Annotated in this window: 24 protein-coding genes; 3 read left to right on the forward strand and 21 right to left on the reverse strand. The window is 49.3% G+C overall.

Going from position 1 to position 23,533, the window contains the following annotated elements:
* The first annotated feature begins 48 nt into the window (after positions 1–48).
* Positions 49–1,302 carry a M16 family metallopeptidase gene (locus PN498_RS19335; protein WP_272064898.1) on the forward strand — a complete coding sequence of 418 codons (1,254 nt, stop codon included), beginning with the start codon at positions 49–51 and terminating at the stop codon, positions 1,300–1,302.
* A 63-nt stretch (positions 1,303–1,365) separates the two neighbouring features.
* Here the strand turns inward: PN498_RS19335 and PN498_RS19340 are convergent, their stop codons facing one another.
* The 10 genes from PN498_RS19340 to PN498_RS19385 all read right to left on the reverse strand — a co-directional run bounded on the left by PN498_RS19340 (position 1,366) and on the right by PN498_RS19385 (position 9,458).
* A complete protein-coding gene (locus tag PN498_RS19340) occupies positions 1,366–2,235 on the reverse strand; it encodes an SDR family oxidoreductase (protein ID WP_272064900.1) in 870 nt (289 codons plus the stop codon).
* Between the two features lie 492 nt (positions 2,236–2,727).
* Positions 2,728–3,174, reverse strand: coding sequence for a hypothetical protein (locus PN498_RS19345; RefSeq protein WP_272064901.1), 447 nt, complete (start codon positions 3,172–3,174; stop codon positions 2,728–2,730).
* A 232-nt stretch (positions 3,175–3,406) separates the two neighbouring features.
* A complete protein-coding gene (locus PN498_RS19350; RefSeq protein ID WP_272064902.1) occupies positions 3,407–4,003 on the reverse strand; it encodes an RNA polymerase sigma factor in 597 nt (198 codons plus the stop codon).
* A gap of 256 nt (positions 4,004–4,259) precedes the next feature.
* Positions 4,260–4,529 (reverse strand): DUF3493 domain-containing protein, encoded by a 270-nt coding sequence (locus tag PN498_RS19355; RefSeq protein WP_272064903.1) that lies wholly within the window; start codon positions 4,527–4,529, stop codon positions 4,260–4,262.
* A 181-nt stretch (positions 4,530–4,710) separates the two neighbouring features.
* On the reverse strand, positions 4,711–5,238 hold the full coding sequence (locus PN498_RS19360) for a hypothetical protein (RefSeq protein WP_272064904.1): 528 nt from the start codon (positions 5,236–5,238) through the stop codon (positions 4,711–4,713).
* Between the two features lie 85 nt (positions 5,239–5,323).
* The gene (locus tag PN498_RS19365) at positions 5,324–6,568 is read right to left on the reverse strand and encodes an MFS transporter (protein ID WP_272064905.1); all 1,245 of its coding nucleotides are present in this window, start codon (positions 6,566–6,568) and stop codon (positions 5,324–5,326) included.
* 139 nt (positions 6,569–6,707) lie between these two features.
* Entirely contained in the window at positions 6,708–7,637 is a 930-nt protein-coding gene (gene thyD, locus PN498_RS19370; RefSeq protein WP_272064906.1) for a thylakoid membrane protein ThyD, read from the reverse strand.
* Between the two features lie 41 nt (positions 7,638–7,678).
* A complete protein-coding gene (gene psb28 / locus PN498_RS19375) occupies positions 7,679–8,053 on the reverse strand; it encodes a photosystem II reaction center protein Psb28 (protein WP_272064908.1) in 375 nt (124 codons plus the stop codon).
* 44 nt (positions 8,054–8,097) lie between these two features.
* Positions 8,098–8,778 (reverse strand): two-component system response regulator RppA, encoded by a 681-nt coding sequence (rppA, locus tag PN498_RS19380; protein ID WP_272064909.1) that lies wholly within the window; start codon positions 8,776–8,778, stop codon positions 8,098–8,100.
* 182 nt (positions 8,779–8,960) lie between these two features.
* Positions 8,961–9,458, reverse strand: coding sequence for an NINE protein (locus tag PN498_RS19385; protein ID WP_272064910.1), 498 nt, complete (start codon positions 9,456–9,458; stop codon positions 8,961–8,963).
* Positions 9,459–9,932: 474 nt separating this feature from the next.
* Between PN498_RS19385 and PN498_RS19390 the strand changes: the two genes are divergently transcribed.
* Positions 9,933–11,336: a chloride channel protein gene (locus tag PN498_RS19390; protein ID WP_272064911.1), complete on the forward strand. Its 1,404-nt coding sequence runs from the start codon at positions 9,933–9,935 to the stop codon at positions 11,334–11,336.
* Positions 11,337–11,482: 146 nt separating this feature from the next.
* Here PN498_RS19390 and PN498_RS19395 read toward each other — a convergent pair whose 3' ends face one another.
* Both PN498_RS19395 and PN498_RS19400 read right to left on the reverse strand, forming a co-directional pair.
* Positions 11,483–12,010, reverse strand: coding sequence for a hypothetical protein (locus tag PN498_RS19395; protein WP_272064913.1), 528 nt, complete (start codon positions 12,008–12,010; stop codon positions 11,483–11,485).
* Between the two features lie 196 nt (positions 12,011–12,206).
* Positions 12,207–12,863 carry a TetR/AcrR family transcriptional regulator gene (locus PN498_RS19400; RefSeq protein ID WP_272064915.1) on the reverse strand — a complete coding sequence of 219 codons (657 nt, stop codon included), beginning with the start codon at positions 12,861–12,863 and terminating at the stop codon, positions 12,207–12,209.
* A gap of 212 nt (positions 12,864–13,075) precedes the next feature.
* Here PN498_RS19400 and PN498_RS19405 point away from each other — a divergent pair, with 212 nt between their 5' ends.
* Entirely contained in the window at positions 13,076–13,810 is a 735-nt protein-coding gene (locus tag PN498_RS19405) for a VC0807 family protein (RefSeq protein WP_272064917.1), read from the forward strand.
* A gap of 222 nt (positions 13,811–14,032) precedes the next feature.
* Here PN498_RS19405 and PN498_RS19410 read toward each other — a convergent pair whose 3' ends face one another.
* From PN498_RS19410 to PN498_RS19450, 9 genes are all read right to left on the reverse strand, one after another.
* Positions 14,033–14,599 carry a hypothetical protein gene (locus tag PN498_RS19410; RefSeq protein ID WP_272064919.1) on the reverse strand — a complete coding sequence of 189 codons (567 nt, stop codon included), beginning with the start codon at positions 14,597–14,599 and terminating at the stop codon, positions 14,033–14,035.
* A 384-nt stretch (positions 14,600–14,983) separates the two neighbouring features.
* Positions 14,984–16,237: a glycosyltransferase gene (locus PN498_RS19415; protein ID WP_272064920.1), complete on the reverse strand. Its 1,254-nt coding sequence runs from the start codon at positions 16,235–16,237 to the stop codon at positions 14,984–14,986.
* Positions 16,238–16,431: 194 nt separating this feature from the next.
* Positions 16,432–17,016, reverse strand: a complete 585-nt coding sequence (locus PN498_RS19420) for a hypothetical protein (protein WP_272064922.1) — start codon at positions 17,014–17,016, stop codon at positions 16,432–16,434.
* Between the two features lie 383 nt (positions 17,017–17,399).
* Positions 17,400–17,789 (reverse strand): type II toxin-antitoxin system VapC family toxin, encoded by a 390-nt coding sequence (locus PN498_RS19425; protein WP_272064923.1) that lies wholly within the window; start codon positions 17,787–17,789, stop codon positions 17,400–17,402.
* Entirely contained in the window at positions 17,779–18,006 is a 228-nt protein-coding gene (locus PN498_RS19430; RefSeq protein WP_272064924.1) for a hypothetical protein, read from the reverse strand. The genes PN498_RS19425 and PN498_RS19430 overlap by 11 nt, the downstream gene beginning before the upstream one ends.
* A 448-nt stretch (positions 18,007–18,454) precedes the next feature.
* Entirely contained in the window at positions 18,455–18,835 is a 381-nt protein-coding gene (locus PN498_RS19435) for a hypothetical protein (RefSeq protein WP_272064925.1), read from the reverse strand.
* 243 nt (positions 18,836–19,078) lie between these two features.
* Positions 19,079–21,331: a transglutaminase TgpA family protein gene (locus PN498_RS19440; RefSeq protein WP_272064927.1), complete on the reverse strand. Its 2,253-nt coding sequence runs from the start codon at positions 21,329–21,331 to the stop codon at positions 19,079–19,081.
* A gap of 39 nt (positions 21,332–21,370) precedes the next feature.
* A complete protein-coding gene (locus PN498_RS19445; protein ID WP_272064929.1) occupies positions 21,371–22,012 on the reverse strand; it encodes a GDYXXLXY domain-containing protein in 642 nt (213 codons plus the stop codon).
* On the reverse strand, positions 22,009–23,451 hold the full coding sequence (locus PN498_RS19450) for a DUF2157 domain-containing protein (RefSeq protein ID WP_272064931.1): 1,443 nt from the start codon (positions 23,449–23,451) through the stop codon (positions 22,009–22,011). Before PN498_RS19450 ends, PN498_RS19445 begins: the two co-directional genes overlap by 4 nt.
* Between the last annotated feature and the right edge of the window lie 82 nt (positions 23,452–23,533).

The following is a 23,533-nucleotide window of genomic DNA, read 5'->3' on the forward strand; positions in this document are numbered from 1 at the left end:
AGAAATATGTCTGCTTGACTCACGCTAAAAGTATTGTTTCCTTAAGATATGACCTCACCTCCTTCTGTTGATCGCCCACTGCTCCATCGCACAGTCCTGAAAAATGGTCTGGTGGTGGTGGTCATTGAGAATTCAGTTGCAGATATTGTGTCTGCTCGGATGTTGGTCAGAGCTGGATCAGGCCATGAAACGCGATCGCAGGCTGGTTTATTCAGCCTCATTTCTTCACTGCTGACCAAAGGCACACAGCAGTTCACGTCCATGGAAATTGCTGAACAGGTTGAGTCTATTGGAGCCAGTTTGGGAAGTGATGCATCGGCGGACTATAGCCTCGTGAGTCTGAAGACCGTCTCTGCTGATTTCGAACCGATTTTGGCGCTAGCAGCTGAGGTAATTCGTCACCCAAGTTTTCCTGAAGCGGAACTTGATTTAGAGAAGCGACTGACATTACAAAGTATTCGCTCCATGAGGGAGCAGCCCTTTACGACGGCTTACAACGCATTGCGAGCCGCGATGTATGGCGAACATCCCTACAGTCTGCCGGGAATCGGTACCGAAGATAGCGTTGCTCTGTTGTCCCAAGACGATTTATTTCAGACTCATAAAGCCTACTATCGTCCCGACAACTGTGTGCTGGTTGTTGCGGGCCGGATTACGGTTGATAAAGCAGTTGCTCTGGCTGAACAAAACTTTGGCGATTGGGAGGTTCCGGATCAACCCTTGCCACCGCTGGTGTATCCCACGCTCCCCCTGCAACCGACACATCAAGAGATCACCCAACTGACCAATCAAGCCATCATCATTATTGGCTATCAGTCTCCCACGGTTAAGGATCCAGCCTATGGGCCGTTGAAGTTGATTAGCACTTATTTGGGCAACGGCTTGTCTAGTCGTCTATTTGTAGAGCTGCGAGAGAAGCGGGGTCTTGCTTACGATGTCTCGGCCTTCTACCCAACTCGCCTGAGCCATTCACAGTTTGTAGCTCATATGGGGACAGCACCCGAGAATAGAGCGATCGCCCTAGCCGGACTGCGCGACGAAACAGAACGCCTTGGTGAAGCTGGACTAACGGTGGAAGAACTAGAAGCGTCCAAAAATAAACTGTTGGGACAGTACGCGCTCGGTAAACAGACCAATGCTCAAACCGGACAACTGCTAGGCTGGTACGAGATTTTGGGGCTGGGTGTTGAGTTTGATCAGGTCTTTCAGGAGACGATTCGGAAGGTAACCGCAGAAGAGATTCGAACTGCGGCTCAAGCTTATCTGACCGAACCCTTCGTCGTTGTTCTAGGCCCGACCTAAAAGATCCCTACAGCGGGAACGCGATCGCCCCCTGCCAACAAACTCAAACTCAGTCACCGTTGGCTAGCTAGAGGTTTGTCCCCCCGCTACATCCAGAAGGGCACCCGTGACGAAACTGCTATCCTCTGCGGCCATATAAACATAGGCCGGAGCCAATTCCTCGGGTTGTGCTGCCCGCTCCATCGCGACATCTGTGTCGTAGTTGTCGACTTTCTCTTTTGGCATTGTCGCGGGAATGTTCGGTGTCCACACAGGACCAGGAACCACAGCATTGACTCGAATATTGCGTGAAACCAAATTGAGAGCCAGGGATTTGGTGAAGGTATGAACGGCACCTTTGCTCGTCGCATAGTCCACCAACATGCCCTTGCCAATTTTGCCGACGATACTGCCCGTGTTGATAATGACGTCTCCCTCTTTCAAGTGAGGCAGCGCTGCTTTGACCATGTAGAAATAGCCGAAGACGTTGGTTTCCATAGTGCGACGAAACTGCTCCAGAGAAATATCCTCGACCTGCTTTTGGGTCATTTGATAAGCAGCATTGTTCACCAGGATGTTGAGCTTTCCAAACTCGTTGACCGTCTGATCAACTGCCGTCTGACAGTCCTCAAAATTGCGGACATCATATTTAAGAATTAGGCACTTTTGCCCGCGCTTTTCAACCAAATCACGAGTTGTTTCAGCGTCGCTATCATTCTCGTTATACAGAATAGCCACGTCTGCACCTTCCATAGCATAGGCGATCGCCACAGCACGACCAATCCCGGAATCTCCTCCAGTGATGAGGGCAACTTTTCCAACCAACTTATTGGCGGGTTTGTAGTTTGACAAATCGCTGTCAGGCGCTGGCGTCATGTCAGACTGCTTGGCTGGATAGTCCAGCTTCTGACCCGGAATTTCATCAGGAGTAGGTCGCCGCTCTTTAGATTGCATAGGACAGTAAATCAAAACTTACATGCCGATACTAAAGATCTGCGGTTGATTTGACATGCTTCCTAAGCTGGATCAACTACTCCATCTAAGGACGTAAATGTCATCTTTACTAGCTTTGAAGAAAAACCACAACACAGGCAACTAAAAGCATCAGAAAAACAAAGTGTGGAAACTGGAAAGTTTCATCTGAGACATTAGATTCAAATCCGCACCATAGACAGCGGTAGTAATTTTCTCTAGGCTGTGCAAGTGCATGTTTACCGCACTTAGGGCAGATTTGAAGGTCTTGACGGGGGTCTTGAACGGTATAGGCCATAGATACTCTTTTTTGGACTTCTACCCATATGTGTCTTCAGGAAAAATTATGTGACGGGCTCGATTTTGAAAGGTAGAAATCAATTTTTCAGAATTTTGAGTAACAGAGTTTACTAAAAAGGCATTCAGCTTAGTACAGCCAAATGCCTCAAGGAATTGCGTATGAGGTTCTTGCATTTATAGAAGGATGAAAATCATACCAACAAGGGCAAGCATCATTAGCCAGGAGACCGATTCTTCCACTAGAAAGTCTTGGAGAAAGTGTCCAATTTGAGTCAGACTTGACCCAGATTTAACAGGTTCATACCGAGTTGTTTGAAAGCTGGCATATTGAGTATTTCCTGAAAAGTCTCCCGATAGCAGCTTTTTGTTAAGAGAGTCTCGACAAGAATGTGTGGCGTCAAAAACCATTTCCATTCTAGGAGGATGGCTATTGGGATTAAGTTCCCGATAGCTGTGCTGACCAACCGTTGAAAAGCTCATTAGGATTTGTCGTTCATTTTCGCTAAGGATGTGTTCCTGAGCTTTGGATGCTTCGTTTTGATAAATGAGCTGCGATCGATCACTGTAAAAACCCAGTTCTCGATACGTCTTCTCGTCAATCTGGTTGATTAGAAAACTCATGGTGTCATCAAGGGCTGCCATTTCTAGAATGTCTTCTAGCCTGCTAGCTTGCCTCTCAGATAATCTGGGCAGCCTCGCTAAATAATAATATTCAGCCAGAACCTTTCTGCATTCCGTCTTCGAAGCATTAAACGAGGTTCTGAAATCCTGGGATTCTTCTGGTCGCATGAAAATTGCACCAATCCTTTTGTTAATTACCTTGCTCGCGTGTGCCTAAATAGGTTCAAGTCTGTTAGCTGTTAACAGACAACATGCCTTTTCTGAGTTTTTCAAGTGCTCTTTTTCCCTGAGTCCGTAATTTTGGAATCAGAGAATCGCTAAATCTCGGCTCGATCTTGGATTCCACAAAACAGCAAGCAACTTCTTTCCACGAATATCCTTTGACAATACGCAGTGTCAGAATTTGCCGATCTCGTTCTGGCAACGAATCAAAAGACTTCCAAAGTGAATGCACCACCTCCTGATCGATGCCTTCTGTATAGGAATCATCAGGTAAATCTGTAGCGGCTTCATCCGGATGCGTTAGTTTCTGTCTGATGCCATAATTGCGTTTTCGCTGTCTTCTTTTCTCAAGAACAATGAATTGAGAAACCCGAGCCAGATAGGCAGGAAGGTTTTGAATCTCTTTGCCTGCCATGATTTGTTGGCGAATTCGCATGTAAGCCTCTACTAGAATTTCACTTTCGTGCCATTCGGGGTAAAGTCCCATCTGATAGAGCGATCGCCGAATAAAAAAGATTAGATTTTTAGAAGTGCTGACCTCCTCCAGTGATAAAGAGCGTTTGACGACCTCATTGAGCAATTCAAGCTGCTTGTAGATCTCATTCATAGAAGTTTCTTTCCTCCTATAAGAATGTGACACCAGCAGACAAACGTGTGACACGAGCTATAGCTCAAGGCTAAAGATAGAAGGCAAAAGAATGAATCAAATCCTTTTACAACAGTGGTTTAGCACTCACAGAAGCCGTCTGAAATTAATCGCAGTCGCCTGTCACCTGACTGTCGATTCTCTTGGCAGCTGGCTTCTGCTTGCGAACGCCTAAACCCCTAACCCCGCCCAAATTTTCTTGCCCGATACCAATATCCTAGCGATTGGGTTGACGACTTTCGAGGCGAAACAAAAAGACCATCAGCGCTACAACACCAACTTGCAGCAAGAGATTAGGGATGGCTGAACCCACGTCCCGTCCGGCCAGAATCTGTGTCAGAAAGATGAACCCTCCGATCGCGCCAGAAGCAGCAAAGGTTCCATACACAAATTTTCGAAGACCTTTGTAGGGAGCTTTGGCCTCCGCTAAAAGTCGCTGATATTTCTCCGGCGTCATGCCTTTAGGAATGCGATCGCGTCCGTCCATAGCCCTAACAGTCCTCGTAACAGTAGCGTTATAGCTGTCGCCAGTTCCATTAGAACAAGACGGCAAACCACCCAGCTATAGGCTCAGCACCCAAATGCTGTTAGTGCACAAGCCTAGATAACTAAAGCTATAACTATCGCTACTGTCACCATACCGAAAACTGGCTGTCAGCAATAGCGGTCTATTGAATTTCGGCCTTTTGTACATAGCCGTCCTGAGCACCCAGCAGAAGCTTCAGCGATTGATCCGATTCATGGGCTTTCACCGCCTGCCGATAGACGGAATAGTCCGTTGGCAGCGTTACGGTTTCTCCCGCCTTATCAAATGTCAGCGAGTATTCTATCGACTTATCAATCAGCGGTTCTGAGAATGCCTCACCGTCTTTTAGCCTGGCTTCTAGGTCATCAACCGTTGGCTTTGGTGGAATTGCAGGCCACCAGATACCGTTTTCATCGCGTTCTCCCGTTGGATCGACTGTCGGTTCGCCATTCATGTTCACCAGCGAATTGGTCTCAAAGGTTTCAATACGCCCCTCACGGGGACGATCTGGTGTCACCCCCTGAGGACGATATTCCGCCCGCCACGTGTAAGTCGTGACGGCCATTGCCTCATAGTCACTGGTGACGACCTCATCACAGCTCGCGATCGCGAACCCAAGCCCCACGCTAGCAACAACACCCAACATCGCTCTGTACTGTCGCAATTCCATGACCAATCCCCTTTCTCCCAACCCAAAGACGCATAGCTACGCCCTACACACAGGCTATCGAACAATCCATACTCTGTTCCAAAACCTAATCTCGACATTCCATCCGCTGCTCCAACACGTACAGAATTGCCAGCACGGGCACAATACTCATCGCCGCCATCAGCCAAAAGCTATGGGCAACCTGCTGCGACTGATCCAGTGCCCATCCCCCAATTGGCGGGCCAATAAAATAGCCAATCGCCCAGCACATGGAATTCACAGATAAATAGACGCCGCGCAGCGCTTCGGGTGCCAGCATCACGACAAAAGAGGAGGCAATCGGTGTGTAGGCGGTAACGGCGATCGCCATGATGGCCAAGGCTAATCCGGCTCCCACCACAGATTGGCTAAGAATTTTGATGCCAGTTGTCCATACGAGCGTAAATCCAATTCCCCACAGACAGGCTGAAATCATCAGTGCCCTGGGTTGCGCCAACGGTTTGAGCAGACGCGCTACGGGAAGCTGACACAGTGCTGTTAGCACAACATGCCCAGTGAACAAAGCACTGAGCGTTGCCTCCGATAGCCCATCGCCATCCTGCCCAGCAATAAACGTATTGAGGTAGACCGGCAGCGTACTTTGGATTTGAGCAATATAGCCTGTGAACACAATATTGACGCTGACATAAATCAGCAGCAATGTGTCTCTAAGGGCGACGTTCCAGCCTTGCAGAAAGGCACGATCGCCCTCCTGTTCAGGTCTGGTTTCGGCGATCGCACTGTAGATAATGGCAAAGAACAGCAGAAAAGAAACACCATCAATCGCGAACAGTAAACGATACTGTTGCGTGGTCGAAATCAGAACGCCACCTAGCGAAACGCCAACGCCTAGTCCCAAGCTATCGGCCAATCGCACCAGGGCAAACGCTTCATTGTGGTCCTTGTCATTGGTGACATCAGCAACAATGGTTTCGGTAGCAGGCCAATACAGCCCTACCCCAAAGCCCATTAGCAGATTGCCAGCGACAAACACCGGGAAGTTGTTCGAGAGCAAAAACACGCCGTCTGCGATCGCTGAAATTAGCGCCGACAGCAGCAGCGTTTTCCGACGTCCCCAGCGAGGAGAATCCGTCATGGAGCCGCCCAAGAAGCGACCTACTAATCCCGACAGAGATTGGCTACCCACCCCCAAACCGACTTGGGTAGCCGAAAGTCCTACCTGATTAACAAAGAAGATGGGGGCATAGAACAAGACAAAGCCGATGCCGACTTGGGACAGCAGACGGCCAGCCGCCAGTATCCAAACGCAGCGATCAAGATTTGGCAGCCAGCCCCGAATCGGATTTCCCACAATACGCTGTCCCAGCGATTAACTGCACCCTGACAGTGTATCGAGGTAGAGACTCTCCCAACCTATCCACAGCGGTGGACTATTGTCCTACCGGCAACGGGCATAGCAGTCCACCCCGCTGTCCCGCCGACATAGGGGCTCAAAGCGCCTCAACGACGGCCTTCATCGCCTGATCAACGGTGGGATACTGATAGGTGAAACCCGCTTCCGTCAGATGTCTGGGCACAACTTGCTGTCCTTCTAAAACAACCACTGCCCCATCGCCTAACAACGCCTCAATCACAAAATCGGGTACGGGTAGCCAAGACGGTCTGTTGAGTGCTTGTCCCAAAGCTTCACAGGCCTCGCCCATGCGGACCGGATTCGGCGCTGTTGCGTTGTAGACCCCTGACATATGGGAATCAGTTAAAGCCTTGACCAGGAGAGCCACCAGGTCATCAATATGAATCCAAGAGAACCATTGCTGGCCGCTGCCGATGGGACCGCCTGCAAACAGTCGGAAGGGAGTCAACATTCGACCCAGTGCCCCTCCTTCACCCAAAACAATGCCGATACGAGGAATGACTAGACGGACTCCCTCAATCTCTTTAACTTTAGAGGCTTCGGCTTCCCAGGCCTGACAAACCCGAGACAAAAAATCGCTGTCGTCGGGTCTGCCGGACTCATCGAAAGTCCTAGTGGGACTGGTGCCGTAGTAACCGATCGCAGACGCACTGACCAGCACACTAGGCTTTGATTCCGCCTGGGCGATCGCTTCGACAATTTTCTCAGTCCCAACTTTGCGACTGTCCATAATCGCTTTCTTATGGGCCGGAGTCCACCGCTCTGAAATGGGTGCACCCGCCAAATTCACGACTCCGTCGCAACCCGAAATCGCTGCCTGCCAAGGTCCAGAGGATTGCGGTGTGTAGGCGACAAGTGTCACTTTAGGAAACGCGGATTCTGGAAACACACGGCGAGCGCGAGCGGTGTCGCGGGTCAATACCACCAGTTCGTGACCCTGCGCTTGCAGCGCCTTCACCAGCTTACTGCCAACAAACCCGGTGCCCCCGGTAATCGCAACTTTCACTAACCCTGACTCCTTTGCACTGATATCTTCACAACGGTTTTTTACTGACCTGGTTCACCGTAAGCCATGCCGTTCGCTTCAGCATAGCGATGCATAAACCGCATAAACCTGTCCCAATGGTCTTCTCGGTCGATCTCGAGGGTGCACTCAACATGCTTTAGATCATCGCCCTCAGGCCCTGTGAAGATAAACTTAACGCCGGATGGCTCAATCGTAATAATCCCTTCGCTATCAGTCAGCCTGAGTGCTCTAGAGAAACGACTGCGGAAGCTTTTAAATTCTTCGATCGCTTGCAAACGCTCAAACAGCAGCAATACGATGCGATCGCCTGTTGCCTTATCTTGTCTGAGACTGACATTGCTAATTTCTTCGGAAATGCCATCGAAAAACTCAACTGTAGGGACCTCAGAAGCCATAGGAAAACTGACAAACTCAGGTCTTCAGTATAACGAGAAGCGGTTCACCGTCCGAGACGATATCCTTTGCCATACACAGTGTGAATGAGGGGCAATGTTCCTTTCGGCTCAATTTTTCGCCGCAGTAGTCGCATCTGAGCTGCAAGCACGTTACTGGCGGGTTCATCGGTATCTTTCCAAACGGCCTGATGAATCTGAGTATGTGTCAACACTTGGTTGGGATGACGCAGCAGGTAGCCCAGCAGTCGAGTCTCTTTTTCTGACAGTTCAATCATCTGTTCCTGTCGATAGGCTAATTGATTGGCTTCGTCGAGTTCCAAGTCTTCGTACTGGAGTCGGACGGGCCGCTGAGGGGCCTCTAGCGTAGGCGGTCGCCGTAACAAAGCCCGCACTCGTGCTAGCAACTCTCTTAATTCAAAAGGTTTGACAATGTAGTCATCGGCCCCGGCATCAAGCCCTTCAACCCGGTCGTCTAGAGTATCTTTGGCCGTCAGAAATAGAACGGGGGTAGCGTCGCCTCGCGATCGCACTTGCTGGCAAACCTCTAACCCACTGAAGTGCGGCAGCATCCAGTCTAGGATCAAGAGGTCATATCCCCCTTGGGCAGCTAACTGTCTTCCGGCTTGCCCATCAAAAGCCACATCCACCTGATACCCTTCCCGCGATAGCACACGGCTTAAGGGTTCCGCGAGTTCAGCTTCATCATCAACCAGCAAAATTCTCATGAGAGAATCATACGTGAGCATTCAAGCCACTGTAAACGTTGATCGGCGTGAGAGAACTAGTGCCGTATGCGGAATTCAAAATGCAAAATTTCAGAATACTCTGCGAGAAGAGTAAAGCTCTACAAAACTAAGCTGGATAAGCTTTCCCCATGTTTTGAAGGGTGAGCCTATTTCTACCTGTACTAGCTTCTCAATTCATCAAAGCGGTAGATCACAACGCCCGTCTCGGGATGATTATCAACGCCGACATACCCTGACTTCGCCATGTCACTCAGTAAAACTTCAACCTCATCAAAATCAAGCCCAGTATCCAAAACGGCTTGAGTGACGGATAGGTAACCTGAATTATTTTTCGCCGCTTGCAGCAGCTTCATCCGTTTCTCTTGACGAGTCGGTTTCTGTACCGTCTGAGTGGCTACAGCGGGTTGTCCCACCACATCATAGATGCCATCGCCATAGTGTGCTTTAAGTCGCCGCAGCTGATGGTCTCTAGCCATGCCGGGAACGAAGAAAACGTCTACGAACTGGCCTATTCCGAACAGGCCAAACGTAAAGAGCCAAATGATGCCCGTCGCGATTTTGCCGTTGTAGAGTCGATGAAGACCCGAAACCCCAAAGAAACATCCGGCCCATAGCAAATACGACAGAGCGAGGCGATCGCTGCTTCCAGACGACGGCATCGGTAATTTCCTCAATCAACCTAACTCGTCTATCTTAGTCAATCGGCAGTAAGTCAATGTCGGGCTATTCCGCTGCGGCAAGTAGGGATTTTGCCCTAAGGCGCTGTCCGTAAGCTCCTCTCTAGACAAAAAAATAGACTCGAATCGTTAGCAATCTTAAAAGTGTTAAAACTTACCGGATTAGCTCTGATTTCAAAGCTCACAGAAGATTTCAATTACAGCTTGAGCCATCTATAGCGGCATGCATTTGAATCAAGCACACCCCACTCCCCGTTCCCTGCTCCCCAAGGAAAGAAGAGTCGAGTTATTGGAGGGTTGTGTCTCATTAGATGTGTCCAGAAGCGCAGCGATGCGGAAATAGCATCGTGATCATGAACCTATGGCATCACAAAACGCTTTCCGTAATCACCATTACTTTTTCTCTAAAAGTTACATCGCTACCATGCGGAAACTTTGAGTCGTGAAAAAGGTTCTATGACAATTGCTGCAGAAGAATTTGAGAGTATTGCCCACTCAGAGGAAAGTACCTCTGAGACCTCTCAGGAACTCAGTTATCTTCGGACATTACTGTATGCAGGAACGGTAGGCGTGGCTGGAGGAATTGTTGCCACCCTTTACTATTTTGTATTAGAAAATTTGCTGGAGTTTGTTTGGGAAACTGGGCGAGAAACGGCGTTAGGCTGGTTCCCGGCTTGGTTACCCCATTGGCATTACACCTGGATGGTTGCCACGATTGGCGGTCTGGGGGTAGGGCTGTGCCTGTACTTTTTGGGATTGCCGGGAGAAATGGCAATCGTGATTGATCGCGTCCATGATGCAGGCCGTTTAGACCCCAAGCAGACACCTGGCATGATTGCCACCTCCCTAGTTTCCATTACAGCTGGCGGTAGTTTGGGTCCAGAGGCACCCCTGGTTCAAATTAATGGCAGCTTGGGGAGCTGGTTGGCCGAAAAGCTTAACCTGTCGATCAAAAGTATGCGAACGATGACTTTCTGTGGCATGGGAGCAGCTCTAGCAGCCTTTTTCGGGGATCCCATTGGGGGACCTTTGTTCGCCTTAGAGATTCCTCATCGACGCGGCTTGGAATATTACGAGGCCGTTATTCCGGCGATGGTGGCAGGCATTTGCAGTTTCGGCATTTTCCGTATGGGCACAGGATTGGCCGTAGGCGGAATTTACAACTTCGGACGCTTTGGCGATTTGCCCAGTCTGACGTGGCTGAACCTGTTGGAGGGGATTGCTTTGGGGGTTGCCGGTGCCTTAGCCGGAATTCTCTTTATTGGCATCTTCCGCGTCATGAAGTGGATGATTCAGAAGATTGAACATCGCCACATTTTACTGGCGCTGTTGGGAGGATTAGGCATCGGCTGGATCGCAGTGCTCTATCCGCAAACGCTGTTCTTTAGTGAGCAGCAGATTGAGACTCGCTTATTGGCTGAATCTGCTTCATTCACTGTCATTATGCTGCTGGGTATTTGCCTTGCCAAAATGCTGGCCATTTGTCTGACGATCCATGGAGGCTTCAGAGGTGGCTTTATTTTTCCGCTATTTTTCACAGGTGCGAGCTTGGGATTGGCGATCGCCTTTGGCATTCCTGCAATTCACCCCACTATCGCGGTCCTATGCTGCATGGCGGCGATTAACGTCGCTATTACAAAAACACCCATCAGTACAACCATTATTCTGACAGTGTTGTCAGATACGACAATCTTGCCAGTGATTGCGATCGCGAGCTTTACCAGCTTCCTCCTCACCAGCAATATTGGATTGCTGAAAACTCAACGCGCCAGAGCTACTCAAACAATTTCAGGTCTTGATGTCACGCCTTCTCCAGATCACCCGAAAACAAAGCAGGAAGTAGAGCCAGCAACGGCCTAACGTTTTGGACTGACGCAAACTGTCTATTACCTTGAAGGCGACTGAAGTCGGGTGGGATGTCCACCCGACTACGCTAGGTGTAGCAGTCAAACAGCCTATTTGCGTGAGTCGTAGAAATCTGTTTGGACTTCTTGGCAGCGATTGCTCTAGGGTGTGAACGGTGGCTCGTTAGCCATAGAGGTTGCCATGGCGATCGCCGCTTCCTCAGAGAAAATTGCTTGACTATAGCTCAAAATGTAAAGCGAATCGTCCTGAATCCATTGAAACGAAGCCATTCCGCCTCGTTCCCAAAAATGAGCTTTAATGCCATCCGCTAAGTCAACTGATTTCATTGGATTGGCACCGATGAATGGCCAGAGCGGGGGCGGTTCTGACTGTGCGGCAACCACAAGCGCAGTACAGGCGATCTCCTCACAGTCGGGTTCTGTATTCAGGAAAACGACGCCTGCTTCAGGCATGATTGATGGATACAACTCAATGTCAGATGAGATGGCAGTCGGGATGCGAAGCGGTGGAATAAGTGGGTTATCGGTTGGAATTTCATCCAGAATTGGCTCAAAAATGGGCGCCGGAGCGGCTAGAGCAACAGTGGCAGCAAGTACGCTACCCATTGCTATTCCCAAACTCGCGGCTAGCCTGAAACCCAATTTTAAACCGGATTGAAGCGCAGACATTCAGTCAAACCTCTTGAAATGTATGAGTTCAGTCTGGCTTGGGGCTATATCGCGCAACATCACCCAGTTGGCTACATGCAGAAGACCGACTTGGGTATACGACTGTAACCCGTGAAGGAGAATGACCTAATCCACTTGGCGTCTTCTTCTGGAGTATGGGCATTCAGTGTTGTGACAGCTTCGCGATCGCTCAAACCTAATTGTCCTCGGGCAAATAGTGTTGAAGATAACTTCGAATGAGCAGCTTGGTTTCTGCGATCAACTCTTGGCGAAAGGTGTGATCGCCACGAAGCGACAGCCATAAAAGTTCAGCGGTTATCTTCGTAATCACCATTGCTATTCGCTCACAATGGGCTAGCGACAAACTGGGTTTGCGGGCATGGAAGAATCGAGCGAGCTCATCAGTGACCCGATATTCAAAGTCGTCAATTTTTTCGATCGCAGACCAAGTAATGGTGTCTAATAGCTGTTCAAAAATGGCACGTGAACCCGGATAGTCTGTGTAGAACTGATCAAACACGTCAATCATCTGATCAACATAGCTATCTAACGGCAAATGTATGGCCTCTGGCGTATGCAGATCAAGAAACTGGTGATATTGCATGTGCAGATAACGAATTGCCAGCGCTTTAAGAATCGCTTCTTTATCAGGAAAGAACTGATAGAGCGATCCGACCGAAACGTTTGCCTGGGCTGCGATCGCTCGGGTCGTAGTTGATTCATAGCCGACGTCCAAAAAGAGCTGTTCGGCAACGTCCAGAATCTGCTTGACTCGTTCCCGACTGCGAGCCTGTTTAGGCTGCCGCCGTATATTACTGAGGTTTGACGAGCTAGACGATTTCGGTGGGGTCATCAATATGAGATTGAGGTTGACAAAACGTGAACAGTGTTCGTATTTTTGATGAATATGAACACTGTTCAGATTTTAAAGTGTCTTGGCAGATGTTTCATTTCACGCGAACCCCAACGAAAGGCAAGGGTCCAGAAGAGGGTGGCTTGCTATCGTTCAGGCAGTAATCTGCCCTTTACACACAGAATCAACAGACGTAGAAGAGTTATTGAGTCATGAATCGCCGAATCAAGTTAGTCCTCGACATTGTGATAGGAGCCGTCATTCCCATCCTCATTTTGAATAATCTGAGTGAGGAATTCGGGGCCGTTACAACCTACATTGTCGCTGCCCTTGTGCCAGTCGCTTGGGTTTTAATAGATTTGTTTTTGATTACTAAACGATTTAATTTCATCGCCAGCTATGTTGGAGCCTTTGCAATTATTCGTGGTCTGTTGGCATTTTGGTTTGTCGATGGTATTCAGTTTGCCTTCAAAGATAGTATGGGATCTATTTTTACAGCGATTGTATTTGGCATCTCAATTATCATTCGCAAACCGATTATGTACTACTTTCTAGTGCAGGGTCTAAATCCAACTTCACTAGAACAAGAAAAATCCTTAAAATCATTACTTGCAGAGACAAAAGTCTATCGTTCACTGGTTAATGGAACGATAATCGTGTTGATGGTTCATCTTTGGACAGGCATTGCCAACTTTTCCCTAAATCTCCGAATTGTACTCGCTAACTTTGGTACACCTCTGTTCAATCAGCAGGTCGCACAGGTGAATACCATTACTCGCGTTGCCCTCGCAATACCTGAGTTTATTGGTATCGGAATTGCCGCTGTTATTATCCGTCGAGCTATGCTCTTCTATCTGCCAGAAGAGGATGATCAGGATGATAGTGAAAGCGATTTTTGGGATCTCTTGAAACTCCGCGAGGCTCAAAGGAAAACTACTGGACTGTAGGGCTTAAAGCATTGGTATTGAGAAGAAGTCTAGCGACGCAGAGCAGAAGTGCATTTGATGTGGAGTTGGATGCTGGCTAGAAAGTATTGCATTGTTTGCAATCAATAGCTGTTCTGCCCAGATCACATTGGCATGAGTTCAAATGACGGCAACACTGTCCCGATTGATTACTTTTGTATCGCGATCGATTTAAAAAAACGCTTTGAAGCAAGCTATGGGTGTTTAATAATCAAACCTATTGCGGATACGCCTTGAACTTTGATTCAGTCTTTCAATCATTGCGTGGACATACGGTTCAGACTTGAATATACCTGCTGCTCTAGTATCATAGACACCCAATTCTGCTCTCAGACATTTGCCAATTGTGGCCTGTATGTTTCGCACTTCTATCCACTGCTTTTCTGATAAAGACTGTTCAGATGTTTGCCCTAAGATATCAATCAAATAGTTGTGATAACCCCAGACTAACTCAGCCGTAGTAGGCGTCAGAAGAAAGGCAGAGGTGGCAATCCAATGATCGTAATGATGCTGAAATTCGATCAGGTTTTGCCTATCAATCTCTCCTTGATTATGAACGTTGTATTCAATTTCGTGATTTAAGGTATGCAATAACTGATAAAGCAAAGGATAGGCTTCAAGCCGTTTTTCAAAGAGTGATGTGGTGTATTTTTGCTCTAGCTGCTTAAGCATTTTTTGAAATTCGGTGCGTGCTTGATAGATAGCTACGAGAGAAGACGCCAATAGCGTAAGCAACCCTGATACGATAGCGATTAATAGTTCCGGCCTCATCGTTATAAATCCACAATCGTTTGGGTGGAAGTTGGCCCAATTATATGAGGTCAAGGGGTCTGTAGAGGAATTTCGCTATTGGGAATGTGGTTGAACTTTTTGATGTAACCCTGTGCAGCTTGGTCAAGTACACCTCAGTCAATCCACCTCAGTATCTTAAGGGAATAGGAAACAGGGAATAGGGTGTGCTTGACTCAAATGTATGCCGCCCCATGTTCTTTAAGCGGGCGCTTTTGGGTTCAAACGGCAACAGTCTCTCTTAAAACAAGAAAATGATGCTTAAACACGGAATCGTGACCTTTGATTCTGCAACAGTCTGCTTCAAAGTGATAGAAATGGTGGTTAAACAGGGATCACTGATACTCAATTGAGAAGTCGTCTGACTTAGATCTGAAAGTTCTCGATTAGAGCCTCACAGGCTACACGGACACCATCTTCTGATTGAATAACCTGTCCGATTTCTGCGGCCTTGACCGCATAGCTGGGGGTCTCAATGAGGTTACTCAGTTCTCGGGCAACTCGTGATGCCGAATATGAGTCACGCGGAAGGGTGCGAGAGGTTCCCAGACGCTGCATCCGTGCCGCATTATCGGGCTGATCGAAACTGTACGGCACGATCAGAGTAGGTCGCCCTGCCCTTAACGCCTGAGCAGTAGTGCCAACTCCACCTTGATGAACAATCGCACTAGCACGAGGAAAAATTTTTGAATAGGGTGCATATTCGCAAGCAAAGATATTAGATGGCAAATGCTGGGGTAGAGCATTCTTGCCCATCAGTAATACAGCGCGGCGTTTCAGCTGAATCGCTGCCTGTGCACTTTCAGTATAAAAATCCGCAGCCACTTTGACCGCCGCTGACCCCAACGTGAAGACTAAAGGCGGTTCACCAGAACTTAGAAAATCTTCCAGTTCTGGCGTCATGGGTTGTTCTCGATGCCCGTCGTAGAACGCGAACCCTGTCGTCACAACGTTAGGCGGCCAGTCGGGTTTAGGCGTTCCTAAAACAGATGAAAACAACGCTAAGACGAGGCGTGGAGAATATTTATCGTGTCCGACAATTGGATTCTGAATAGGAGGCAACCCTAATTCCTGACGAAGCGCATATAGGGGCTTTCCCCAGGATCGAGTTGCTAGTTTTGCTAATCTAACGGCCCAGCGATTGATACCCGGTCCAAAATCATGTAATTTGGCAAGGGCTGGATAGCTTGAAGTCACAATCGGTTCATAGGCCGAGAAGAAGGCAGCGGGGGCCAACGCACAACTCACCCAAGGCAGCTTGAGCGTTTCAGCCACGATAGGGGCTGCGTAAACAATCTCATGAGCGATCATCAGGTCAGCGTCTTGGGCGATCGCCCTCAAATCCTCATAGGTGTCCCGGATATTTCCTAAAACGAAGTCTTTCAAAACCACCTCGGGTCCCGTTTTCGGATCCATAGACTGTTCCACAATCTGAGGATCGTCTGGCAAGTCAGGGCGAATGGGATGAAACGCTAGCCCCAAAGACTCAACCGTCGTTTGATAGTCTGTGGTGGTGGCGATCGCGACGGTGTGGCGGGGATCGCGCAAGCCTAACCCCAAAGCCAGGATGGGATGCAGATCGCCCAACGATCCCCAGGTGGTCAGAACAATTCGACTCATAATTCATTCTGCATCTACGAGCACGAAGAAAATTACTACTATAGGTCAACGGTTGTCTGAAACTCAGAAGAAGTTGGAGGGTTCAGAACGCTTCCTTTGATGAATAACTACCCTAAAACACCAGTGAAATTCTGTTCCTGCTCAGAAAACAAGAGCTGGCTACGATGCTTGCGATGTCTATGTTCCAACCTTCTCTACCGCCTTATCGGAGAATTGATGTGGACAGGAATATAGTCTGGCAGATGCAAGTTTAGTGTTTTAGCGATCCAAATATCTGCGCTATCCAAATACAAGGGATGTTCACCTGGACCGGAGACAGCGTGATCACGTTCCCATTGATTAACAATGTCGCCCCACGCAGCATCGATATCTCCTTCCCATAAGACCATGAGATCCCTATAGCGACTATTCAAAAGCTGATCAGCAAGCGCTTGAGCTTGGGCTTGAGTTAGAACTTGGCAGCTAATATCGGTAACAAAAATCGTGCGTAGGCTATCGACTTGTCTCATGTCAATCGGCGTAGTCCTATTAATTGCCGGAAACGCCATGTAATAGCTTTGTCGATTGGCCTCAGAAGACAGCACGAAAACTTGAGGTTTCTCTAAATCCGCAATGCAGGATTGCAGCTCAAGTTTTGGAACAGGTTCTGCTGCTGCAGGAAGTGGAAGATTTACAGAATCAGAAAATTCAAAATCATTGGAGCTAGGAGAATTAAAACTCCAATCAGACCTCATTGAGGCAACCAGAACCAGAGGGATTAGGTAGGTTAAAGCTTTCATGACGGTGCGATCGCTCGAAATATTCAATCTACTTAATGTTTCTGGTCAGTGGTTGCTGAAAAATGTAGGAATTGACCAGCAGCTTTGATCAATTTGCGGCACAAGGTTGCCACAGCCGTCACCGGTCCCGTTAGGACAAAACAGCGAGCCATCTGGTTATGGGCTAAACACCTAGATGCTGTTGGGTGCACAAGCTTAGATGTCTAAGTTTCCAGCATCTGAAGGGGCTAGCTACATTAACGGGTAGAACATCTGGGTCGATGGTGGAATAGCGCGATCGATGTAATGTACGGCCTAATGATGAAGCCTGACGGCAGCAGTAGCTTTGCATTCTGCTCAGCTCTGGTGTCGCAACCCAGTATTAATCGAGTGAATGTAGGTTGTTACCACCGCACGGTTTGCAAACCTTCCACATGCTGAAAATGTGCATCACGTGTAACTAAGATTAAGTCATACTGTAGAGCCAGTGCTGCAATCCAAATGTCATTTTCGGGTAGTGGACGTCCTTGTGCTCTCAACAGATTCTTAATGTCACCATATTGTCGGGCCGTGGCAGCATCACAGCCAACAATAGTGACATCTGCAACAAGCGCTTCAATCCGTTCTAGATTTTGCTGAACTCGTCCAGACTTTCGCGCACCATAGTACAGCTCTCCAAGGGCAATGCTGGAAATAAAAATTTCATCAGAGCGCTGAAGAGGGTTAATAACTGATGTCTGTCCAGCAAATAGACCGATAATGATATTGGTATCAAGTAAATAGCTACCACTCACTCAAGTTGACCTGTCCGCAACCTTCATCAATAGCATCCTGCATCAGAGCTAGATCATCTGATTGGATTGAACCCGCAAACTTAACCAACTTAGAGCCAGGTGTGCCTTGACTTTTAGCTTGATTCAACGTGTAAGCAAACTGGAGGACTTGCTGCTGCAAGGATTGTGGCATATTGCTCAGCTGCTTAATGACTTGATCAATGATAGATAAACTCATTTTCACCACCTTAGGAATGAATGAATTTTAAGTTCTCAGTTTTGAGTTTTGAATGATTGAGTTCTCAGCGAATCCAAAGCTCAAAGTTGATACTTAAATAAGTTCCCGTTCCTTATCAACCCAATCCTACAACAACACTCCGGACAGTTTTTAATAGGCAAAAGTGAAATGCGGGCTTCAGCCCTCTTTCACAATATCTAACCAACAAAAGAAGGAATTTAGTGCTTGTCTAAGAAAGTGTCCGACTATTGACAGAGATGACTACATCTATCAGATGTATCAAGATAGGTATGATATGAGAAGTTTTTGAATGCTGTGGCCTGATGAGACAAACTGACCGTACCAGGGATCGCCCTAACCCTTCTCTATCCTCTTCAACCCCTCGGTTTTTCATCAAGGCTCAAACTTAATGATGCATTTCCTAATGAAACCGAGGGGCTAATTCTCCCTACTCGAACAACCTATCGCGCTGCAAGTACCGCAACACATCGCCGGGGTCTTGGCGGATCAGCACGCCGTTTTCCGGCACGTCGATCTTCGGACTCCACTCGATGCGCTCGATGCAGTTCCGCAGGTGGAACAGATCAATGGCGCTTTGGGTATCGGCTTCGGTGCCAACGAGATACAGGCGCAGCCGCTTGTGTCGTCGCTGGGGATGAGCAGGATTGCTGGGCAGCGACGGTGGTGCCGCCTCAGTGTGATGAGACGGCAGAAAGTATTGAATGGTAATCACTGGGGATTCCTCCAAAGAATCGGATTGGGTTGGAATCCCCGAAGATTCAGTCGCCCTTAGACGAAGCGCTTCGGTGGGGCGACCTAAAATAGGCAAAGCCCGTACGACAGCCTGGATCTGTCTATGGGTTAGGCGCTGGTTTGTGTTGCGATCACTTGCCAGTGCCGCCGACCAAATGTTCGGGGAGCAAGCTGCACGGATGCAGCTATGGTTGCCGATGATAATTCATTTGATCCCCTAGGGCAACCGTGTAGAAAAACAGACAGGCAACGCCGCAGAATGAACTGATCTTTGGATGTTGCTGAATTTAGAGAATGCAAGGGGGTTTATGCGTCAGTGCTATGGTTGCTGTTTCAGGGCATGGACTTGCTGCTTCAGACTTTCGGCGTCTTCTTTTTTGTTGCCATAGCGCCAGCGTAAGTAGGTCTGGATGATGTTCATGACCTGCTCAGCTTTGGTGAAGCGAGTCTGATGGTGGAGGGCGATCGCGTATTCCAGGGGCGTTTGAGTAGGCTGTTTGGGATAGCCCTGCTCGGCTAGCCAAGCCAGCATTTGCTGATAGAGGCGTTCTATGGCGGGGAGCTTTTGCAATCGTGCGTGTCGTCGCCATCGCCGCCATCCTTGCCAAGCTAACCAAAGTAGAAAGGCCAATCCAGTGAGGGTGAGTAAGGCGGCGAGAAAACCGACGATGCCGTTGCTGAAGAAGTTGAGTAAGCGACCCGCAATGTTGACCAGCCATGCTAGCACTCCAGTAAGCCAGCTGGACACAGGGGATGGCAGCCAGCCAGCGACCCAATTCCAGAACTGCCGCAGCACGGTAAAAGTTTGGCTATCTTTAATGGACTGGGGGATCAGTTCGTGGCCAGGGATCGGGTCAAAGGTGAACCAACCATATCCCGGGAAGAATACTTCGGTGATGGCATAGGCATCGGTGTTGTTGACGACGTAATACCCCGTGAAGGGATTGAATCGCCCTGTGTCAAACCCAGTGACGAGACGGGCCGGAATGCCGATGCTCCGCAACATGATGGTGAGGGCAGTGGAAAAGTGATCGGGATAGCCCCCTTCGTATTTGAAGAGAAATGCATCGACTAAATCTTCGCCCTCGGTGAAGAAGGGGAGATCTGCCTGCAATGTGTAGTTTTGCTTGAGGGTTTGAGCAAGATAGAGGCTCTGCTCGTAGGGATCTGTGATTGATTGGGGAGCGTCTGCTAGCAGTTCTTCGGTGAGTTGTTGCACCCGATCGCGGATGGCCTCGGGCACTTGCAGATACACCTCCTGAGTTTCGTCATCGTACTCGGTGCTAGCTGCTCGTAACTGCATGCGATCGCGATAGGGCACATCCGAAACAATAGAATAGGTGAGCCCTTTGGCCAGAGACACGGGCGATCGCAGCGAGCCTTCCGTATCAATCGCCACTTCTTGAGTCGGAAAATAGATCTGTTCAACCTGATAAAGCGCGGGGATCAGGTTGGGTAGGTCATTGACGATAGTGTAGGTTTGCACCACTTCTCGTTCTCGGCCCAGGGTGTTGTGGTACCCAGTTTTGTAGGCAGCTGGAGGCACATAGTTGCGATAGCTTAGAGAGGAGCGCTGAATCACCTCAATGTCATCCCGCCGACCAATCTCCCAGCCCTGCCCTGTGTAGTGATCAAATGCTAAAACTCGCCAGAAGCCAGGTGCTTGCGATCGCACCCGCATCACCACCTGCGATTCCATCACTCCCCGCAAGTTTTGGTTCATGCGTTGGTTAAAGCCGTAGTAAACCAGGCTGTCCAGTTCTCCTGGACCGTCGGTGGGACTATTGCCTTGAATTTGGGTACTGTCACCGTCTTGACCACCTAAGCTCGTGCCATCTTGGGTGTTTGCAGAATAGCCAGAGTTGACGATGCGATCGCCAGAAAACTCCCCTTGAAAGTTGATCGTGTCGCTGACTGGAAAATTGCGAATTTGGTAACCGGGTAGGCGAGGTAGGGCCGCAAAGATAGCCAACCCCAATCCTAAAACGACCAGAACGAGCACGGCCAAACGCTTTGGCCTGAATGCCGTTGTTGTGCCTTTTTGAAAGGACGCCACCTTAATTCCCAGCCGAGACTGATAGTCCAATGTGAGGACAGGCAGGGCGATCACTAGAAATAAGACGAGCAGAGGAGCGAAGGTGAGGGATTGGCTGACTGTTGCCGCAACGCCGAGCAGAATCAGGCCAATCACAATGGAATAGCCCAAGTCTTTTCGTCGAGGCATGTCAAAGCTGTGAAGAACTTGCAGGTGAATCAGCAACTCGGCCAAACGCACCCGCGTATCGCCACCCCCGATAATGCCACCAAGGAAAACTCCCAATGCCGTCAACATTCCAAAGGCGATGAAGAATTTGACCGCAATGTTACGACGATGCCGAGATTTCCAACTCCAGTACCCGCCGAAAGCACTCAGGGGAATGGCCAACAAATTGAAGTAAGACGCCTGGGTCACGCCAATAGCAGCAACCGACAAGGAGGCGATCCCGACGCTAACAAGAACCTGAATGAGGGTGCGCAGAAGGACGGAGTCTTCCGTTTCGCGGAGCGGTTGAGTGGTTGGAGTGGAGGTCATCGGCGGTTGAGAAGTAGGACGCAGGGTTTGGGATCAGGATCAGAATTCAATCCGCTGCTCTTGTAGCCAGAGAGCAATGGGAACGGCTTTGCCCAAGGGACCAATGCGGATTTCGACCATCAAACGGGGTTGCTCTTCGCCAGTCTGGGCTTCGCGGATGCGGCGTTCCAAATCAATGCGTTCAGCTTCGGGCAGGTAATAGCGCTCAAGGCCATAAATAACGCGATCGCTGCGATAGGTCCCTTTAATAGCAATTTGATTGTCGGGCAGGTTTGTGGGTCGCTGTCTGGAGATGGCGATGGGCTGCCAGGGAGTGACAAGAGCTTCGGCAACCGGTGGATCAGGCTCGCTTTGAGCCAAGACGACAAAGAAGGACTTGCCAGGCCGCAGTAGCTCCATAGCAGAGACGGGTTCCAAATTGGGTTGAACCTCATCCCAACCCTCTAGTGTGCTGAGGACACCACGCTGGGAAATATCGTATTGCAGGGTGGTGTAGTAGCCGCGTAGGGGATCGTAAGGATTGACGGGGACGGTGCGTAGGATGACGGTGGTTCCCAAGACGGTGGCGATCGCCGCCTGTAAAGGTAGGGCAATGATGATGGCGGTCTGAATGAGCAAGGGAATCGAGATCGCCCACAAACCGCGCTGCTGCCATTGAGATTGAGAGTCACGCTGGGTCATGCTGAATCGGTCCGTAACGTTCGTACATAGCGTTCAAACCAAAGGCCCACAAAAATTACCCCAATGCCGCAGACAACAAATACAACGGATTTGATGAGTAGGTCCTGTTCATATTCCAGCACTCGGCTGAGAATCTGCACCGTCAACAAAACGAGTCCCCACCAAAAGGGGGTCCGCGCTCCTGATCCTAACCCTTCTCTCATCATGCCAAGGGAAAGGAGCGCTAGCAAAATGTTGATCACGGTCGTCGCTAGTGTCGCGATCGGCCCAGCTACAAACGTCCAGAACAGGAGTGCCGCTGTAATGGATAGGAACAGCAGCATAGTGCCGCTAAGAGAGTCGAGCCGCCACGGTTTCGGTTCCTGACGCCAGCCAAGATATAGCCAGGAACCCACTGTCCAAATGGTGAACACAACCAGTGTCAGAACAACAAGGGCAGAGCTGCGCCACAGGAGTTGTGTATTCAACAGTCCTCGACTAGCCGGGGCTGACCACATGTCCAGAAACGAAAGCAGCCAGTACAGCAAGCTAAGACTAAATAGCATCAGGCCCCGGGCAATCGGTTGAAAGGGTTGAGTCATTTCATCATCAGCCATGACAGGTTGGGGATCACCCTGTCGCTGTAGGACATTTTTGAGAAATAGCCACAGGCTATCGTCGTAAGCCCAAAGTAAAGCAAAGGGCAAGACCATCAGGATGGCTTCAAATAAAGCGGGGAGCGATCGCCCAATGTCTAAAATCAAAACCGATAGAGAGGAGGTAATGGCGATCGCGCTGAGCGCAAACAGCAGTGGCGATTGACAGCGATAGGCCAGGGGCAAAAAGAGCGCTGTTAGCAACAACGGCATGGTCTGTAATGTCCACACGCCGAAGAGGGAATCTTGCAGCCACAGCATGTCCCACAGGGCACTCCAATAGCCAATGCCCAAAATCAGTAGCGCAAACATTCCCAAAAATGGCAAACGCACACCGTAAGCCATCACCAGCACACCCATAGCCCAAGCCGCACACAACTCGTAGCGGGTATCGCTCGTATGGACGATTTGTCCCATCAGAGCCAGGTTGGCCCCAAGCAGAATGGCTCCCAACAGTAGCAGGGCCTGTCCTAACCGCCGCCAGCGATCGCTGGGTGAAATGCGATTCGTGAGGATAAAGCCGCTCAGATTACAAATCACCATAGCGAAAAACATCATTCCAGCTTTGGCAGTTTGTGAGAGAGCCTGCCAATTCGCCGCCACAAAAGTGATGGCACCAATGCCAACCAGAATGCTGCCGAGACCTAACAAAATCATGATGAAGCGATCGCGGGCAGCCGTTTCAATATCGGCGAAGTCGTAGTCCTCTGCCAACTGCTGAAACTGCTTGTCGGTAATCAATCCTTCAGAGCGCCAACGCTGGGCTTCTTGCTGTAGCTCACGACGAAATGCATCCGAAGCCACGACACACCTTTCCACCACCTCAATGGCTACCAGCTTGCCTTGAGTTTTCCAGAACCGCAAGTCAGAGGAAATCGCTCACCCA

Source organism: Oscillatoria sp. CS-180, assembly GCF_028330965.1.
Classification (GTDB): Bacteria; Cyanobacteriota; Cyanobacteriia; order Phormidesmidales; family Phormidesmidaceae; genus Halomicronema.